This window comes from Chitinophaga pinensis (assembly GCF_007896845.1).
In the GTDB taxonomy this organism is placed as follows: domain Bacteria; phylum Bacteroidota; class Bacteroidia; order Chitinophagales; family Chitinophagaceae; genus Chitinophaga; species Chitinophaga pinensis_C.
The window spans coordinates 58,658-75,792 of the sequence record NZ_VOHS01000028.1; the positions used below are offsets into that span (position 1 = coordinate 58,658).

The following is a 17,135-nucleotide window of genomic DNA, read 5'->3' on the forward strand; positions in this document are numbered from 1 at the left end:
CTAAGTGACTGTATTACCTGACCGGGCAATGATAATCAACTTCCCAGGTAATTTCTCAGCAGCTTGCTGCGAGAAGTGGTACGCAGTTTAGTGATTGCTTTATCCTTGATCTGGCGCACACGCTCGCGGGTCAGACCAAATTTCTCGCCGATATCTTCCAGTGACATCGGATGCTCCACCGCAATACCAAAGTAAAGGATGATCACATCTTTCTGTCTGTCAGTGAGTGTAGATAAAGAACGTTCTATTTCGCGGCGCAGGGAATCGTGGTGATCCAATTCTTCGTCTGCGTTTACAGCATTCGGATTTGCCAGTACATCCAGCAGGGAATTGTCTTCACCATCGATAAACGGTGCATCCATAGATACGTGACGGGCGGCAACGCCTAAAGTAGCTTCTACTTCTTCCGTGTTGATCTCGAGGATGGTAGCGAGTTCGTCCGGAGACGGCTCTCTTTCAAATTCCTGTTCCAGCTGAGAATAAGCCTTGCTGATCTTGTTGCTCAGCCCTACTTTATTCAGTGGCAGTCTCACAATACGGCTTTGTTCTGCCAATGCCTGCAGGATAGATTGACGAATCCACCATACGGCATAGGAAATGAACTTAAAACCACGGGTCTCATCAAAACGCTGTGCTGCTTTGATCAGGCCCAGATTTCCCTCATTGATCAGATCACTGAGCGATAATCCCTGATTCTGATACTGTTTGGCAACAGACACCACAAAACGGAGGTTTGCTTTCGTCAGTTTCTCAAGAGCTCTCTGGTCCCCCTGCTTAATGCGTATAGCAAGGTTCACCTCTTCCTCCGGTGTAATTAAATCCACTTTCCCAATTTCCTGCAAGTATTTCTCCAGGGATTGGGACTCCCTATTGGTGATGGATTTCGTGATTTTGAGTTGGCGCATTGACATAAAGAATCGGAACAGTTACAGGTTAATAAAATGTTACCCTATTTGATGAATGCCAGACAAAAATAAGTTTTTTTAGATAGCTCCCAAAAAAAATAATTACTTGTTAAACCATTTTCAAGCAAAAACGTTTCACCATTCACAACTCAACATCGGGACCTCTCTCATAGGGCTTCCGGACAAAAAGCTGTGAAAACAATTAGTGTGGATTGCTAATGTATTTATATTTTTCATAATAGAATTGTTATTTATAAAGTGTAAAAGAATTTGGGCAATTATTAAAAAAAAACGCAAAATAATTTTGACAGAATAAATATTTTTCTATAATTGCAGCCAGATGCTATTGATTTACTAATTACTTGAGCGATGTCTAAGAAAGTGCAATATGAGTTGGAATATCCGGTACGGTGCTCACCCAGTATCTTATACGAATTCCTTTCCACACCCGCAGGGTTGCAGGAGTGGTTCGCAGATAAAGTAGATTACAGGGACAGTGTCTTCTCCTTTTCATGGAATGGTTCCACGGAAGAAGCAGAAGTACTGGAGCAGGAAGAAGATGAATTTATACGTTTACATTGGAAACATGCGCCCAAAGAAGAATTCTTTGAATTCCGCATTCAGATTTCCGAAGTGACCAATGAAACAATTTTGATTGTTAGAGATTTTGCAGAAAAGAAAGAAATAGCTGACCAAAGCCAGCTGTGGGACTATCAGGTGAAAGACCTTTTCCACAGAATAGGCAACTAAACCAGCCAACCACTGATCAACCAGTAGTAATGGTCAGCCCCCGAAGCAGAAGAGTATAATCTCTTACTATCTCCGGAACGATCTTTCCCCATTCTTCAAAACTGTAAGGTTTAGCAAGTTTAATAAAGGAACGTCGGTCAAGTAGCTGCTTAAATTCCAGTTCCGACAAAGCTGATATTAATTTGTAATTCCCATTTTCAAAATCATGCTGCCAGGGATCTTCCAGAAGATACACCTGAAACTGTTGCTCAGCCAGCTGCTGCCAGGCTGAAGCAATAACATGACCATATTTTTCCTTCTCCTCCCCCGCCACGTGCAGGGTAGCAATGAAATAATGTCCCCACCAGAACATGGTGCGGAATGCAAAAATATTGTCTTTACTGAACAGGCGGGGATAATCAAGTATGATATAGGGCAATTCCCTGTAGCGTTCCCCCCTTGATATCTTTGCCCCGGCCTGTAAGATCCCGGCCGGGAATGGAAACGTGCTGGTAACAGATTCCTCCTGCAATGCGAGGTGTAACTGTCCCATCAAGGTCACTACTTTTTCTAATATATTGTTTTTCAGATAGATCCAATCAGCATTTACAACCAATGCCTGCTCTGCCGGGGTAAGTGAAACAGTCTCCATCCTGTAAATTTAGCCGCTCACAATCATTACCAGAAATTTAACGGTAATTTTAATGCCCCCCTCCCCTAAACTCCATAAATCATATTAAATTTGTATGCTTTAAATTTGTTCCCTGTGCGGGCCCCTGGGCAAGCCGGCAAAACAACATTAAAGTCTCGAAACAAACTACGCTGTAAGTGAAAAAACTGGATAAACTCATCATCAAAACATTCATGGGGCCATTCGTGGCTACTTTCTTTGTGACACTCTTCGTGTTGGTGATGCAGTTTCTGTGGAAATATATCGACGACCTCGTGGGTAAAGGATTGGATACGCCGGTGATTATCGAGCTCATCACCTATACCAGCGCCAACCTGGTATCGCTTGCCCTGCCACTGGCAGTACTGCTTTCCTCCATCATGACCTTTGGTAACCTTGGAGAAAGCTTTGAACTGGTCGCACTTAAATCCTCCGGGATTTCGCTGACACGCTTTATGCGTCCCTTACTGGCGGTATGTACGACCATCGCAATACTGGCATTCCTTTTTAACAACTATGCCATGCCAGTAGCGAATCTGCGTGCAAAGTCGCTGCTGTACGATATTACAAATTCAAAACCCGCCTTCAACATCAAAGCCGGTGTTTTCTATACAGATATTCCTGACTATACCATCAAGGTAGCAGAAAAGGAAGCAGATAATAAAACCATTCATCAGGTAATGATCATTGATCATACGCCCGGTGGTGGTGATAAAGTAATCCTGGCTGAAAAAGGCACCATGCTGCTTTCAGCTGACAAACGCTTCCTGTATTTCGTGCTGGAAAAAGGCTGGCGTTACGAAGAACGTAACAACCGTAGTTCAACCAATCCCGGTGAACTGATCCGCCTCGGATTCCGCGAATACAAAAAGGCATTTGACCTCAGCTCTTTCGCCTTCAGCCGTCTGGATATGGGCCTTTTTGCCTCCAATCAGCAGATGTTGAATGTCAGACAGCTGGATAAAGCCATTGACTCACTGTACAAACAGGAGCAATTATTCAGCCGTACAGTGAACGCATATGTCACTACCCGCTATGCATTCTACAAATGGCAGGATACAGGATGGCTGGCCAAAGCACCTGCATTGGCCGTGACCAACTTCAGAGATGTAATACCTGAAAAGTCACTCAGATATACACTGGAAAGAACAGAACAGAATATCCGCGACGGACAGAATAACCTTGAGGGACCTGCACGTGAGTTTGGTGATAAACATGGTACACTCCTGTTGCACAAGGTAGAATGGCAGCGTAAATTTACCCTCGCATTCTCCTGTATCGTCATGTTCCTGATCGGCGCCCCGCTGGGCTCCATTATCAGAAAAGGTGGTCTCGGTACCCCGCTGATCTTCGCCGTTGTGTTCTTTGTGATCTTCAATATATTTTTCATGGTTGGAGAGAAGATGGCCAGAAAAGATGTAATGGCCACCTGGAGTGGAATGTGGCTCTCCAACATTGTCCTTATGCCTATTGCAATGTTCCTGATCTATAAAGCGCTGAACGATTCAAATCTGTTCAACAAAGAGTTTTATTTCAGGAGCTTCAATAATATCAAAAAGCTCTTTAAAAAAAACAGTCCAAAACCTACAACTTGACAGCCTTAAGCCACTAGCTCCCAGCTTCAAGATCTCTATACATTTAACGGGCACTCAGCAACTGCCCGGCAGTATAAACCTGTGCCTGCTATAAAGGAACTAACAATGTAAGGATCATGATGCACCTGCTAAGCTTAACGGCGGGTCACCACCCTACACTATGAAAACACTATTGACGTTGCTGGGCAAAAATGCCCCTTTCTTTTTGCCATTCCTTTTATGGGTTGTCGCAGGCGCTCTGTTACAGGCTTATTTTACACATGATGATCTGTTTCTCGCCATCAATCGCGCACACACACCATGGGCAGATGTTGCTGTTTCGGGTATTACTTACATCGGAGATGGTATTACCTTTGCTGTTATGCTGGTGTTCATCCTTGTATTTAGAAAATACAAGCTGTTCTTTACTGCTGTTTCCGTATTACTGCTGACCACCATCATTGTGCAGATAGCCAAACATTATTACAATGAACCAAGACCTGCGACGTATTTTGCAGATGCAGGTACATTGATACACACTGTAAAGTGGGTGACTGTACACGGTTCCTGTAGTTTCCCATCCGGACACACGACGACTGCATTCGCGTTGTTTACTTTTTTAACACTGATATGCAGGAATAAATTGGCCGGATTCGCGTTCTTAACACTGGCATTGCTGGCTGCCCATTCGAGAATCTACCTGGCACAACATTTCTTTGTAGATGTATATACAGGTAGCATCATCGGAACAACAAGCAGTCTGATAGTGTACACACTGTTCCATCAGAGCGGAAAAAAGGCTTCGCCGGAAGCAATCAGCGAACCGGCGATCAGTCTTACCTGATTAGATTATTTTTATTGATTGCCTGAATTATGAAGTACCTGTTGATTGCCATTGTTGCTGCTGTTCTTTTCGTACCCTTTCTGGGCGCTGTGCACTTGTTTGACTGGGACGAGATCAATTTTGCAGAAGCTGCAAGGGAGATGATTGTAAGCCATGATTATTCAAGAGTACAGATCGATTTTAAGCCCTTCTGGGAAAAGCCTCCGCTCTTCATATGGCTGCAGGCCATCAGTATGCAGATCTTTGGGGTAAATGAATTTGCAGCCCGTTTTCCCAATGCCATTATCGGTATCGCCACTCTGGTGACCCTGTTTGGTATCGGTAAAAAATTGGCAGATGATAAACTGGGTCTCTGGTGGGCACTGGCTTATGCCGGTTCCTGGCTCCCACACTTCTATTTCAAATCAGGTATTATTGATCCGACTTTCAATTTCTTTATATTCCTTGCGATCTATTGCGCTTATCGTACCGCCTTCAGTGGCAAACCTTCCCGGCTCGCTATCCTGAGTGGTATATTCCTCGGACTGGCCGTACTCACAAAGGGGCCGGTAGCGATCCTCGTGAGTATACTGACTTTTAGCTTCTACTGGTTGTATAAAAAAGGAAAAACCGGTATTGGCTGGGCGCAATTAGGGCTGATTGTCCTTGCTTCGGTCCTGACAACCGGACTTTGGTTCGGATATGAGATCATCGCGCACGGATTCTGGTTCGTACAGGAATTCATTACTTACCAGATAAGGCTATTCACCACAAAAGACGCCGGACATGGCGGCTCTTTCTTCTATCACTGGATTGTGTTACTGATCGGATGTTTCCCTGCCAGTCTGCTGTTGTTTACCTACATCAGGGGCCGCAAGGGGAAATCGATCTATACCGGTTCTTATGGTACAGAAATCAAAGATTTCAAAATCTGGATGTGGGTATTGTTCTGGGTAGTGCTGATCCTGTTCTCTATTGTAGAAACGAAGATCGTTCACTATTCTTCCCTGTGTTATTTCCCCCTCAGCTTCCTTGCTGCGTGGCAGTTATATCGTATTTCCGAAAACAAACTACAATTGCATGCATGGAATATCGTACTGATGCTGCTTATAGGGCTGATGATTGGTCTTGCGATTACCTTATTACCATTAGTAGGCGTATATAAAGAGCTGATCATTCCGCATATACACGATCGTTTTGCACAAGCCAATCTGCAGGCACAGGTACCGTGGTCAAAATGGGAAGCTGCTTACGGCGCCGGCTATATGCTGCTGATCATCATCGGAGCAATACTGCTATTTCAGAAAAAAGCACAGGCAGGCCTGCTATGTGTGTTCTTCAGCACCATTCTGGCGATACAGATCACGATTGTACATTTCACCCCGAAAATAGAGCGTTACTCACAGGGCGCTGCGATAGACTTTTTCAAAACATTTGAAGGAAAGGATGATTATGTGCAGGTGCTGATGTATCATAGCTACGCGCACCTGTTTTATACAAAGAAGCTGCCGCCTGTTAATCAGAACTACTATAATACTGACTGGCTGTTGAGTGGAAAGGTGGATAAGCCTACGTGGTTTGTGTGCCGCACAACCGACAGTGCGCCGTTCAGGACAGATCCGGATCTGGAGATTGTAGAAGAAAAGAACGGCTTTGTATTCTTCAAAAGAAAATAACTGCTACCGATAAAAAAGAACGGCGTCCATTTATAATGGACGCCGTTCTTTTTTATCGGTAACAGCAATACTATTTAATAGCCGCTGCGTATAATTTATCTACTTCTGTCCAGTTAACCAGATTCCAGAAAGCAGTCACATAGTCTGCACGTACGTTGTGATATTTCAGGTAGTAAGCGTGCTCCCATACATCGAGTGCGAGGATCGGCGTACCACGTTCTTTAACGATGTTATCCATTAATGGGTTATCCTGATTAGGCGTAGATATAACGGACAACTTCTTACCCGGTGTAACGATCAGCCATGCCCAGCCGGAGCCAAACACGCCTTTAGCAGCGGTATTAAAAATTTCCTGGAATTTCTCCCATGAGGTGAATGTTTCGTTGATAGCGGCTTTCAGTTTATCTGAAGGCGTAGTCTTCTGCGGAGACAGCAAAGTCCAGAAGAGAGAGTGGTTAAAGTGACCACCGGCGTTGTTACGCACTGCTTTATCTTCAGGTTTCACTTTTGCCAGGATCTGCTCCAGTGTAAGGCTTTCGTAAGAAGAGCCTTTCACAGCATCATTCAGGTTCTTAACATAGGCACCATGGTGCTTATCGTGATGAATCTCCATTGTTGCTTTATCTATATGCGGCTCCAGGGCATCATAACCATAAGGTAAAGGCGGGACTTCGAAAGGAGCTTTTACGTTGCCGTTGAGTACGGACGCTCCTTTACGGGCTGCCGGAGCAGCTGCCATTATACCAGATGGGTTGCCGAGAGCTGCTACGCCTGCCAGGCCTGCCAGCTTAATAAATTCTCTCTTGTTCATATGTTAAGGCATTAAATTATGATAATAAAGAACTTGAATTATAACTGCAAGGGCAGCAAATTCTGCACCAATATTAGAAAAATTTATTGCATAAGTATCGCCGGTCATCAAACAGTTGGTAATAAAACGCGGATTCTCACTAAAATAACCGCAACATTTCGCAATCTTTTGAAATTAATTGTTATTTTACCATACGCTTTCATGTGAAACTTTAACTTTTTCTTTATTTGATTAACTAAACAACAATTTATCCCAGACTACATAGTGAATATGTAATATATATAGAGAACTAACGAGCTTGCCTTTGTCACCAGGGCCCTTACCATGCCACTTTACAAACAACACTAATTGACCATATTTAACATATACCATTTATAAATTGCCATCATTGTTCATAAAATTTTATGCCAGGCAAAATGACAGAACTAGAGCATTATATCAATCAGCAACGGACCGAGCCAGATAATTACACACCAGTATTTTATCGATTGCAGCACGAAGAACAATATGTCGATTTACTGGCTTTACTGGCAAAAAATCCGCATATCAGGGTATACGACGAAATATACTCTCAGCTGAGAGAACTGATGAAGATCCGCAATCCTACCAGAAGACTCACGGAGGAAGAATCTGAACAAAAGATCAGGGAATATGTTGGTACTACACCGCTCCACGCCTTTGGCGTATGGGTTTATTATCCCTGGTCACACCGTGTGGTACATATTGTAGATGAAAAGGACTTTATTGAATTACGTACCAGTCGCAACAGGGAAAAGATCACCGCAGAAGAGATAGCACTGCTCAGCAGTAAGAAAATAGGTATTATCGGTCTTTCCGTCGGACAATCCATCGCATTGACGCTTGCTATGGAAAGAGTGTGTGGTGAATTGCGGCTGACTGATTTTGATAAAGTGGAGCTGACCAATATGAACAGGATCCGCACGGGTATTCACAGTATACAGATATACAAGGTGGTGATCGCTGCACGCGAGATCGCCGAACTGGATCCCTTCATCAAAGTAGTCATCTATAAAGATGGAGCCACTGAGGAAAACCTGGACGACTTTTTCACTAAAGATGGTAAACTCGACATCCTCGTAGAAGAATGTGACGGTATTGATATTAAGATATTGAGCAGAATGAAGGCCAAAGCCCTCCGTATCCCGGTAGTAATGGATACAAACGACAGAGGCATGGTAGATGTTGAACGTTTTGATCTGGAACCCGACCGACCTTTACTTCATGGATTCATACCCGATTTAGATCTGAAAAGCCTGCGCGGACTAACGGATGCAGAGAAACTACCCATATTCCGCCCTATGGTCGCCCTGGATGACATGTCCGATAGGATGAAACACTCTTTAGGCCAGATTGGAAAAACGATTACTACCTGGCCTCAGCTGGCATCTTCCGTGGTGCTGGGTGGTGCTGTAGTAGCCGATACCTGCAGAAGAATACTCCTTGACCATTTCAAAAGCTCAGGTAGGTATTACGTAGATTTTGAACAAATTCTTGTTTAATAATGCAGGAATGAGCGGCTGTTTATCATTTTGCAATCGAAGCCAAATGAGACATCCACTCATCCCCCGAACTGATCCTTATTAAAGAGCACCCACATGCAATATCATGATTACAGTAAGGGCTTTTAAGGCGCCAGATGATCCGGAAGCCTGCCTTCGCTTTTACAATGGCCATTTACGGTTGTTGGAAATCTATTTCGGCATAGCCAAGATCACCTCTGGCAGTGCTGATTGGATGCACCATGACAACAGCATCGTCATTATTGTAGAAGACGAGACCCGTACCAAAACGTACGGTGGAGCACGCGTACAGCTTGCTGACGGCGTGTTGCCCTTACCTATCGAAACCGCCATCGGAAAATACGACGCGAAAATATATGACGCGATCCGGCCCGGTAGTGCGGAAATATGCGCGATGTGGAACTCAAAAGAAGTAGCCGGCATGGGTATCGGAAGTCAGGTATTAGCCCGTGCGGGTGTAGTGCTTGCAGCCCAGTTGCCGATTGACAACTTCCATGTATTATGCGCTCCGATCACCACCCGCATTGGCAAACGGGTAGGCTTTGTTATAGATGAATCACTGGGAGATAAGGGTACTTTCTTCTATCCCAAAGACGACTTCATTGCCACCGCAATGCTCATCAATGACGTCAAAAAGCTGGAATATGCCGACCCCAAAGAGAGAGAACTGATATATGATCTGAGGGAGAACCTTGTGCAGACGAAAACCGAAGTTGGTCCCAAAGGCTCTTATGAAGTGAGTTATAACCTCGAAATTCCCAACTTACAATTTTCAGATGTGAAGAGCGAACGATGAATTTTCTATAAATTTAACGCATGTTCCGATTTATCGCTCTATTGCTACTTGCTATCTTAGGTTACCAGCAAATGCAGGCTGCTGATCCTATTGAATACCGCAACAATATGCCCCTGACCCGGATCGGCAAATACCTTGAAATATATACCGATAAGACAAATGCACTGGATATCAATGCTGTCAGCAAAAAAACATTCAGTTCTCCGGATGAAAATGTACCTAACCTGCAGATCACTCCCTATATACATTGGGTACGCTTTACCGTTACTAACAAGTCAGATCTCCGGGAAATCATGCTGGAGGTGGAATACCCAACCATAGATGATATTACGCTTTTTGAGCTACGTCCGGATGGTACCTACGACAGTACGCGACTGGGAGAATTTACCAGTTACCACAACCGGCCGGTTGACCACCAGAACTATATTTTTCCATTATATATCGCTTCCGGAACCACCCGGCAGTATTATCTGCGGGTGATTGCCGGCGAACAGGTGCAGCTCCCCATGTTCATAGGTACACGGGATCAGGTATCCGAAAAGAACGATTATCGTGACCTGATATTCGGTTTATACATCGGGGTTATGCTGGCAATGTCGTTCTATAACCTCTTCCTGTATCTGTCAACCAAGGACAACAGTTACCTGACCTACGTGTCATATAACGTGTTCGTTGCTCTGACACAGGCTACCTTACAGGGATATTCGTTCCGCTTCCTTTATTCAGACAGTCCGTGGATAGCACAACATGCGACGGTATTGGTACCCATATTTAACGGACTGACCGCGCTGGTCTTTATACAGCAATTCCTGCTGACGAAACAGTATTACAAACGGGGACATCGCCTGATCAATATCCTGCTGGTATTATACGTAGGATGTTTTATTCCGGCACTCATGAATGAATATATCATTGCGCAGATATGGGTGCAGATGGTAGTAGGCGCTGCTGCCGTAAGCGTATTCTATATATCACTGCGAATGAGCATGAAGGGCTATAGTTCTGCGCGTTTCTTCCTGCTGGCATGGTCCATATTCCTGCTTAGCGTACTGGTATTTGTGCTGAGGAACGCCAATGTCCTTCCCTACAATGAATTCACTTATTATGCATTGCAGATCGGCTCCGGTATGGAAGCCCTCCTGCTCTCCTTTGCACTGGCATACAAGATCAACCTTTTCAAAGCGGAGGCGCTCCGTGCTTCTCAGGAGAATGAGCGGCTGGTAAAAGAACAGAATATCATTCTGGAAGAAAAAGTGACCCAGCGTACGGAAGAACTCCAGACTTCCAATGAAGAACTGAACGTGGCCATGAAGAATCTGAAAGATGCCCAGACCCAATTGGTGGAAAGAGAAAAGATGGCATCTCTGGGTCAGCTGACAGCAGGTATTGCCCATGAAATAAATAATCCGATCAATTTTGTCACTTCTAATATAAAGCCGCTTAAACTGGATATTCAGGATATCAGAACATTGCTGGATAAATACGATGCCTTACCAAACACCCCGGATATACAGAGCGCGCTGAAGGACATTGCAGCCTTTAAACAACAGATCGATATTGACTATATTCACGAAGAGATCTCTTCGCTGATAAAAGGTATTGAAGATGGAGCCTCAAGGACCTCGGAAATTGTCCGCGGATTACGTACCTTCAGCAGACTGGATGAAAGTGATGTTAAATCAGTGGATCTGCACGAAGGAATCGACAGTACACTGGTATTGCTGAAAAACAGTATCCCGACAAACGTGAAGGTAATAAAGGACTATGGCTCTTTACCCAAAATAGAGTGTTATGCCGGCAAGATTAATCAGGTGTTTATGAACATTCTGACCAATGCATTTAACGCTATTAAGACAAATAACCAGGACCGTGAAGAAGCGGTAACGATCACTACCCGGGAAGATAACGGCCTTGCCCTCATCAGTATAAAAGACACCGGCCCCGGAATGACAGAGCAGGTAAAAGAAAAGATCTTCGATCCTTTCTTTACTACAAAAGATGTGGGAGAAGGTACCGGATTAGGACTTTCCATTGTATTCAGTATTATCGAAAAGCACAACGGACGTATCGAGGTGATCACCGCTCCTGATAAAGGTGCAGAATTTATTATATATTTACCCATGAGCGTAACCGCTCAGGCGTCTTAGTATACCCACGCAGGCAAATCCATGTAATCAATGACAAATTGAACCTGCGGCAAAACCAAAATGGATGAAAGACAACCGTATCAGGATCTTGTACATTGATGATGAAATTCATAACCTCAATGCTTTTAAAGCCGGATTCCGCAGAAGTTATGAAATTTATACTGCCAATTCCGCTCAGGAAGGCAAACAACTACTTAAAAGCATTGACGTCCATATCATCATAGCGGACCAGAAGATGCCGGTATCGACAGGGGTTGAATTCTTTAATGAAATAAAGGATACCCTGCCGGATCCTATGCGTATTCTCCTGACAGGTTATACCGATGTGGAAGATATTATAGACGCCATTAACAAAGGTCATATCTTCTCCTATATCAAAAAACCATGGGACGAGGTAGAGCTGCATCGTACGATCAACAACGCCTTTGAAATTTACAATACACGCCGCCAGCTGAAAGAAAAGATCCTTGAACTGGAAAAGATCAATGACGAGTTAAACCGCTTTATCTATTCCACCTCCCATGACCTTCGTTCTCCGCTGATGTCTGTACTTGGTATTATCAATCTGAGCAGGCTGGATAATTCGGTGACAGATCCGAACGGTTATCTCAATATGATTGAAGTATGTATTCTGAAACTGGATGGATTTATCCAGAAGATCATCGAATACTACCGTAACTCACGACTGGATGTAGAGTATGAGAAGATCAACTTCGAAAACCTGATCCACGAATGTATTGCGTCCTTCCGTCACCAGAACAACGCGATACAGTTTGAGGTAAATGTAGATCAGCCGGTGGATTTCAAAGGCGATACGTTCCGCATCAGTGTTATCCTGAATAACCTTATATCCAATGCGGTGAAGTACCAGAAGCCGGACGAAAGTCATCCGCAGGTGAATCTGTCCGTAAAGGTAGAGCCGCATAAAGCGACCCTGTCTATTGAGGATAATGGCATCGGTATACTGAGCGAACACCTGAACAACATTTTCAAGATGTTCTTCCGCTCCAAAAACAACAACAAGCCGGGCAGTGGCATTGGATTGTATATCGTGAAAGAAGCGCTGAATAAAATTGGCGGTACTATTAACGTTGAGTCAAAGTATGGAGAAGGTACCCTATTTGAAATAAGCATTCCCAACAGAAATGATTTCGATTCCTGATTTACGTGTTATACTGATTGATGACAATGAAGTGGATCTGCTGCTGCATGAACGTTTGATAACGTTGCAACAGATCAGCAGGACTGTGCTTGCTTTTAATAACGCAAACAAGGCGCTCGAATTCCTGTCTTCCAATATTTCGCTGCCACGCATCCCTCCTACTGTATTGTTGCTTGACATACAGATGCCGGAGATGGATGGCTTTGAGTTTCTGGAAGCATTTTATAGTTATCCTGCCAAGATCAAGTCACAATGCCATGTGATCATGGTATCCTCTTCTCTTGATTATGGAGATCTCAGCCGCACTTACGCCAATCCGATGGTCTTCAAACTACTGAAGAAACCATTACTGGCGAGTGAACTGAAAAACGCAATCATGGATATTTTCAGAGACCAGTAAGCTGGTTATATTCCTATTCAGACTGAAAAAAGCTGCTATACAAATACCCTGTACACACGTACAGGGTATTATCGTTAATATCCTATACTTCTGCCGAAATTTTCATTATATTTGAATGGATAAGAAACAATAGCCATTAATTTGTCAACCGTATAAAGTAGTAGTGCATCGTCAGTCTCCTTATGCCAGCGTTTAAGCCCTTAACCTGTTTACACGCACCGTTATATTGAGCACGTTATTTTGAAAACTCTCAGCTGGTATTCCCGATATACCGACTGTTAACTCACATTTCCTTATTTAAAATCTAAGTCGATGAAACCCATCCGAATGGTCCTTGCATGCCTGCTATTATTGGCCTGCTTTCTGACAAACTGTAAACAAGAATCCAGGGTCGCGCCTAAGTCCAGCGTTCCATCTGAAGATCTTGATAAAATTGCCCGTGCTGGTTTTAGCACTTACAATGTAATGGATGTAGACAGTGGCTACATTGTGGAAGGTGATATCTTCCTTCGTTATGATTACCTTGACGTAAAACCCAATTCTCCTCTTCTCCAGATTGCCGAGAGCGAACAGTACCATACGTATGCATTGGTAACAGGCACACCGAGGGTAATCTCCATTTCACTTGCTGCCGGATTACCTACTGTGTTTACAACAGCTGTAGATGAAGCCATTGCCCGTTATAATGCACTTGGGCTGAAGCTCTCATTCCAAAGAGTTAGTAGCGGTGGTAACATTAATATCACTACCTTCTATCAGGCACCGTATCCGGACGGAAGCATTGTGTTAGGTAGCTCAGGGTTCCCATCCGGAGGCAATCCATATAATTCAATTACATTAAATACACATCCACAGGCATATGGCAGTAGCCCTGACATGTTGTACCTCGCTTCCGTTTTGCAGCATGAGATAGGTCACTGTATAGGATTCCGTCATACCGACTACTCCAACCGCAACTACAGCTGTAACTACAGCTCAAGTCCGAATGAAGGTGAAGCTGGTGTTGGGGCGGTACATATTCCCGGTACACCAACTACAGGAGACCCTAACAGTTTCATGCTGGCTTGTACCAGTTTTGGGCTCAACCGTTCATTCAATGCAAATGACATCATTGCCCTGCAGTCATTGTATGGTTCCTGCGATCGCGTAGACCAACGATATGTGAATGGTGTATGTGAAACTGCAACGATAGAACTTACGAACGTTACTGAGGCGCCAAGGGGTTATGTTTGTTCTTATAGCTATGTGTGGAGTGATGGCTCTGAAAAGCCTTATAAAACACTCAGAACGGCACAGGGATGTCCTTCTGATCCTGATTGATAGTAATATACTGCACTACTACGAAACAATAAAAATGGGGTATCAAATTGCGTTTGATACCCCATTCTCTGTTTAAATATCTTTCTTACATTATCAGGGCACTCAATGCAATAATGGCAAACCCGGCAGCAATGAAGATGCCATAGATTACACTTAATGCGACCGCTTTTATCAATGACCTGAAAAATGATTGCTGATAAGCATTCTTCAATGCTATTGTCATGTATGTGATCAATATGAACAGTTCCAGTGAAGAGAGAAATGTTGCAATTGCCGGCACTATTTTATTCAATAATGCAATGACAAAAACAAAAGAAATGCAGCTGAATGGAAGTGCAGCGAAAGATCGCGTGATCTCCATAGTAATATTTCTTCTTATCGTAGAACAGTTTCAGGATTAAAGCAAACAGCGGCAACAATAAGAACATCAGCTTTGGAATTGCGTGCTGTGTCTTTTCAATCAGCAGTTCTACTGCTGCCTCTCCATGGTGTTCAATCGTCGCAAACCAGCGGCTATACAGCCATGGCTTTATGCCCTTATCTCTTTTCTCCTCCGGCAATGCCATTTGTTCTTCATGGTATTCTTTCAGTAGCTTATAATCGACATTCCCGATTACATTGAATTCAATTTCCTTCACATGGATACTGTCCAGTTTCAATCTGCTGATTGTACCGGCCAGCGCTGCCGATTTAATGCTATCTACGGGCGTTTTATTTCCCGTTTCCTGCAATATGTGAAGCAGACTGTCAGCTACCTCTTTTTTTGCCGCCATAACGGTTCTTTCTTCCGTTAATGATTCCAGCTTGTGACTGGAATGCCTGAAGGTAAATGCCGCCAAAAAATACAGAAACGAGATAAAGACATACATCCGGATAGGATGCAGGTAACTGGCCCGTCGACCGGAAAGATATTCTTTCGTAAGAAATCCGGGCTTAAACGCCAGATCCTTTATGGTTGTAAAAAACTTGGAATCGTAATGTGTAACGTCTTCAAAAAAATGTCTGAACAGATGTCCAAAAGACTCTTTAACAACGATATTTCTTGTCCGCAGTGACTACAATACCTGTCTTCTACGGTTGCTCCACAGTTTAAACAGTTCTTTTCATGTCTCAGGTGTTGTGACATAGGTAAGTTTTAAAATGGCGTTTAGATTTCGGCTACAATAGTAATTCTGGAAAGATATTACATTTAGCAGAAGAATCATAACGCCTACGCCGCGACGCAACACCTATTCTTGTCCTGATGGCAATTTAAAATGTGGGTTATAGATCAGTCCGACGATATTACCCCATGGATCTTTTACAGTAGCCACCAGTATGCCGCCACCTACTTCTGTCGGTGCTTCATGTTCAGTCGCACCTAATGCAATGAACCTGTTAAACTCTGCATTGATATCCTCCACACCCCAATAAGTCAGTACACTTTCCGGTTTGTCATTTACTGATGTCTCTTCTGGTTGCAAGCCGAGTTCGTAACCACCTACTTCGAATCCTACATAAAAAGGCTCATCAAAATAAGGTTGTACCTCGAATGCCTTTGCATACCATTCCTTCGCCTGATCTACATCAGCAACTTTGTAAATAGTCGTTCTAAGTCCTAATATTTTCTGTGCCATAGTTTGGTTTTTAACTTCGGTAAAGGTAGGCCGCTGACAGGAATTATGTTTGGAAAAAAACGACAAATCAGATTACAGATGGTACCAATCCGTGTATCTTTTTATTTCATTTGTCAGATGAGCATGATCGTAATAACCACAATCCAGCGCAATAGACAACAGACTTCCTTCCTGTTTGTTATGTTTTATCTGTGAGAGCGCACAACGGAAACGCACAATGTTTGTGAACTCTTTCGGACTAACACCTATATGCCTTTGGAAATTCCGCTCCAGTTGCCTTGTTGTAATGTGTTTCTTCCCGCCAGCTCCTGTATAGACATCCTGCCTTTTGATCGTCCAATATCTTTTATAATCTCTCCTAATGCATGCTTCGGCGGATTCAGTCGTTGCAGGAAAAATCGATTCAGATAAGCAAGAAAATGTTGCTCTGTTTATGCAGATCAGGAGACAACGCCGCATCAAATTCGATAATTTTATCTGTCATTTCACTGAGTGAAGCAAAACTATAAACAGAAAATCCGGCAGGTTTTAAAATCGGATACCGATTGACTTGTTGTCCGGATTGATGAATGACGTTTTGTAAGTGGTCATTGTTCCTACAAGATAAGCCTTCCCTGATGCCATCGCCAGTTCACCTGTCTTTGATCGTAGTCATCCTGCAGATTAAGTATCAGATCAACACAACCGTCAGGTAGTATATTCGATTGAATATACTGCGCCCGGATTCCCTCAACGACCCAATAAGCGTCGATGTAGTTTGCAAGGTCTGGATGAGGTTTGAATTGACGATAGCTCATTGTTCAAATATAGCTTTTCTGTATTTATAAGGCAATCATCTGCTTGCTATATTGGAGGCAAGGTGGACCTGATGCGGAGATGAGTCTCCTGAGCGCATGATAATCAATTCAGTATGTCAAGAACAGCTGTTTATCTCTGCACACTTACCAACGGCCACTAACCAATCA

The 17,135-nt window shown here is 43.6% G+C and carries 18 protein-coding genes and 1 pseudogene; 10 read left to right on the forward strand and 9 right to left on the reverse strand.

Annotated features, from left to right (window positions below; genetic code table 11):
- Positions 1–35 precede the first annotated feature (35 nt).
- Entirely contained in the window at positions 36–911 is an 876-nt protein-coding gene (locus FEF09_RS21785) for an RNA polymerase sigma factor RpoD/SigA (RefSeq protein WP_012789000.1), read from the reverse strand.
- A gap of 363 nt (positions 912–1,274) precedes the next feature.
- Here FEF09_RS21785 and FEF09_RS21790 point away from each other — a divergent pair, with 363 nt between their 5' ends.
- On the forward strand, positions 1,275–1,655 hold the full coding sequence (locus FEF09_RS21790) for an START-like domain-containing protein (protein WP_012788999.1): 381 nt from the start codon (positions 1,275–1,277) through the stop codon (positions 1,653–1,655).
- A gap of 16 nt (positions 1,656–1,671) precedes the next feature.
- Here FEF09_RS21790 and FEF09_RS21795 read toward each other — a convergent pair whose 3' ends face one another.
- Positions 1,672–2,286 (reverse strand): hypothetical protein, encoded by a 615-nt coding sequence (locus FEF09_RS21795; protein ID WP_146307066.1) that lies wholly within the window; start codon positions 2,284–2,286, stop codon positions 1,672–1,674.
- A 176-nt stretch (positions 2,287–2,462) separates the two neighbouring features.
- On the opposite strand from FEF09_RS21795, the gene FEF09_RS21800 reads away from it, so the two are divergent.
- The 3 genes from FEF09_RS21800 (at position 2,463) to FEF09_RS21810 (ending at position 6,377) form a co-directional block, all read left to right on the forward strand.
- Entirely contained in the window at positions 2,463–3,899 is a 1,437-nt protein-coding gene (locus FEF09_RS21800) for an LptF/LptG family permease (protein WP_146307067.1), read from the forward strand.
- Between the two features lie 160 nt (positions 3,900–4,059).
- The gene (locus FEF09_RS21805; protein ID WP_146307068.1) at positions 4,060–4,722 is read left to right on the forward strand and encodes a phosphatase PAP2 family protein; all 663 of its coding nucleotides are present in this window, start codon (positions 4,060–4,062) and stop codon (positions 4,720–4,722) included.
- Between the two features lie 29 nt (positions 4,723–4,751).
- Entirely contained in the window at positions 4,752–6,377 is a 1,626-nt protein-coding gene (locus FEF09_RS21810) for an ArnT family glycosyltransferase (protein ID WP_146307069.1), read from the forward strand.
- A gap of 70 nt (positions 6,378–6,447) precedes the next feature.
- Here FEF09_RS21810 and FEF09_RS21815 read toward each other — a convergent pair whose 3' ends face one another.
- Complete coding sequence (locus FEF09_RS21815; protein ID WP_146307070.1) at positions 6,448–7,188, reverse strand: superoxide dismutase; 741 nt, start codon at positions 7,186–7,188, stop codon at positions 6,448–6,450.
- 416 nt (positions 7,189–7,604) lie between these two features.
- On the opposite strand from FEF09_RS21815, the gene FEF09_RS21820 reads away from it, so the two are divergent.
- From FEF09_RS21820 to FEF09_RS21845, 6 genes are all read left to right on the forward strand, one after another.
- Positions 7,605–8,708 (forward strand): ThiF family adenylyltransferase, encoded by a 1,104-nt coding sequence (locus tag FEF09_RS21820; protein WP_261387655.1) that lies wholly within the window; start codon positions 7,605–7,607, stop codon positions 8,706–8,708.
- A gap of 106 nt (positions 8,709–8,814) precedes the next feature.
- The gene (locus FEF09_RS21825; protein WP_089811489.1) at positions 8,815–9,525 is read left to right on the forward strand and encodes a hypothetical protein; all 711 of its coding nucleotides are present in this window, start codon (positions 8,815–8,817) and stop codon (positions 9,523–9,525) included.
- A gap of 20 nt (positions 9,526–9,545) precedes the next feature.
- A complete protein-coding gene (locus tag FEF09_RS21830; protein ID WP_146307072.1) occupies positions 9,546–11,672 on the forward strand; it encodes a 7TM diverse intracellular signaling domain-containing protein in 2,127 nt (708 codons plus the stop codon).
- A 64-nt stretch (positions 11,673–11,736) separates the two neighbouring features.
- Complete coding sequence (locus FEF09_RS21835; RefSeq protein ID WP_146307073.1) at positions 11,737–12,834, forward strand: sensor histidine kinase; 1,098 nt, start codon at positions 11,737–11,739, stop codon at positions 12,832–12,834.
- Positions 12,818–13,234, forward strand: a complete 417-nt coding sequence (locus FEF09_RS21840) for a two-component system response regulator (protein WP_089811483.1) — start codon at positions 12,818–12,820, stop codon at positions 13,232–13,234. The genes FEF09_RS21835 and FEF09_RS21840 overlap by 17 nt, the downstream gene beginning before the upstream one ends.
- A 312-nt stretch (positions 13,235–13,546) precedes the next feature.
- A complete protein-coding gene (locus tag FEF09_RS21845) occupies positions 13,547–14,554 on the forward strand; it encodes a M57 family metalloprotease (RefSeq protein ID WP_146307074.1) in 1,008 nt (335 codons plus the stop codon).
- A gap of 85 nt (positions 14,555–14,639) precedes the next feature.
- Here FEF09_RS21845 and FEF09_RS21850 read toward each other — a convergent pair whose 3' ends face one another.
- The 6 genes and pseudogenes from FEF09_RS21850 to FEF09_RS34880 all read right to left on the reverse strand — a co-directional run bounded on the left by FEF09_RS21850 (position 14,640) and on the right by FEF09_RS34880 (position 16,967).
- On the reverse strand, positions 14,640–14,834 hold the full coding sequence (locus tag FEF09_RS21850) for a hypothetical protein (protein ID WP_146307075.1): 195 nt from the start codon (positions 14,832–14,834) through the stop codon (positions 14,640–14,642).
- A 4-nt stretch (positions 14,835–14,838) separates the two neighbouring features.
- Positions 14,839–15,393, reverse strand: a complete 555-nt coding sequence (locus FEF09_RS21855; RefSeq protein WP_261387656.1) for a hypothetical protein — start codon at positions 15,391–15,393, stop codon at positions 14,839–14,841.
- A gap of 12 nt (positions 15,394–15,405) precedes the next feature.
- Positions 15,406–15,606: pseudogene (locus FEF09_RS34870) on the reverse strand (DUF3667 domain-containing protein); the annotation flags it as partial.
- 177 nt (positions 15,607–15,783) lie between these two features.
- Positions 15,784–16,170 (reverse strand): VOC family protein, encoded by a 387-nt coding sequence (locus tag FEF09_RS21860; RefSeq protein ID WP_146307076.1) that lies wholly within the window; start codon positions 16,168–16,170, stop codon positions 15,784–15,786.
- Positions 16,171–16,242: 72 nt separating this feature from the next.
- Positions 16,243–16,629: a helix-turn-helix domain-containing protein gene (locus FEF09_RS34875; protein WP_146307077.1), complete on the reverse strand. Its 387-nt coding sequence runs from the start codon at positions 16,627–16,629 to the stop codon at positions 16,243–16,245.
- A 137-nt stretch (positions 16,630–16,766) separates the two neighbouring features.
- A complete protein-coding gene (locus FEF09_RS34880) occupies positions 16,767–16,967 on the reverse strand; it encodes a DUF6597 domain-containing transcriptional factor (protein WP_409994871.1) in 201 nt (66 codons plus the stop codon).
- Between the last annotated feature and the right edge of the window lie 168 nt (positions 16,968–17,135).

Bases quoted from the DNA above. Each gene is read 5' to 3' on its own strand.
- FEF09_RS21825 (WP_089811489.1), top strand. From the start codon at position 8,815: ATGATTACAGTAAGGGCTTTTAAGGCGCCAGATGATCCGGAAGCCTGC.
- FEF09_RS21840 (WP_089811483.1), top strand. From the start codon at position 12,818: ATGATTTCGATTCCTGATTTACGTGTTATACTGATTGATGACAATGAA.
- FEF09_RS34875 (WP_146307077.1), bottom strand. From the start codon at position 16,629: ATGCGGCGTTGTCTCCTGATCTGCATAAACAGAGCAACATTTTCTTGC.
- FEF09_RS21790 (WP_012788999.1), top strand. From the start codon at position 1,275: ATGTCTAAGAAAGTGCAATATGAGTTGGAATATCCGGTACGGTGCTCA.
- FEF09_RS21810 (WP_146307069.1), top strand. From the start codon at position 4,752: ATGAAGTACCTGTTGATTGCCATTGTTGCTGCTGTTCTTTTCGTACCC.
- FEF09_RS21860 (WP_146307076.1), bottom strand. From the start codon at position 16,170: ATGGCACAGAAAATATTAGGACTTAGAACGACTATTTACAAAGTTGCT.
- FEF09_RS21795 (WP_146307066.1), bottom strand. From the start codon at position 2,286: ATGGAGACTGTTTCACTTACCCCGGCAGAGCAGGCATTGGTTGTAAAT.
- FEF09_RS21830 (WP_146307072.1), top strand. From the start codon at position 9,546: ATGTTCCGATTTATCGCTCTATTGCTACTTGCTATCTTAGGTTACCAG.
- FEF09_RS34880 (WP_409994871.1), bottom strand. From the start codon at position 16,967: ATGAGCTATCGTCAATTCAAACCTCATCCAGACCTTGCAAACTACATC.
- FEF09_RS21815 (WP_146307070.1), bottom strand. From the start codon at position 7,188: ATGAACAAGAGAGAATTTATTAAGCTGGCAGGCCTGGCAGGCGTAGCA.
- FEF09_RS21835 (WP_146307073.1), top strand. From the start codon at position 11,737: ATGAAAGACAACCGTATCAGGATCTTGTACATTGATGATGAAATTCAT.
- FEF09_RS21805 (WP_146307068.1), top strand. From the start codon at position 4,060: ATGAAAACACTATTGACGTTGCTGGGCAAAAATGCCCCTTTCTTTTTG.
- FEF09_RS21845 (WP_146307074.1), top strand. From the start codon at position 13,547: ATGAAACCCATCCGAATGGTCCTTGCATGCCTGCTATTATTGGCCTGC.
- FEF09_RS21820 (WP_261387655.1), top strand. From the start codon at position 7,605: ATGACAGAACTAGAGCATTATATCAATCAGCAACGGACCGAGCCAGAT.
- FEF09_RS21785 (WP_012789000.1), bottom strand. From the start codon at position 911: ATGTCAATGCGCCAACTCAAAATCACGAAATCCATCACCAATAGGGAG.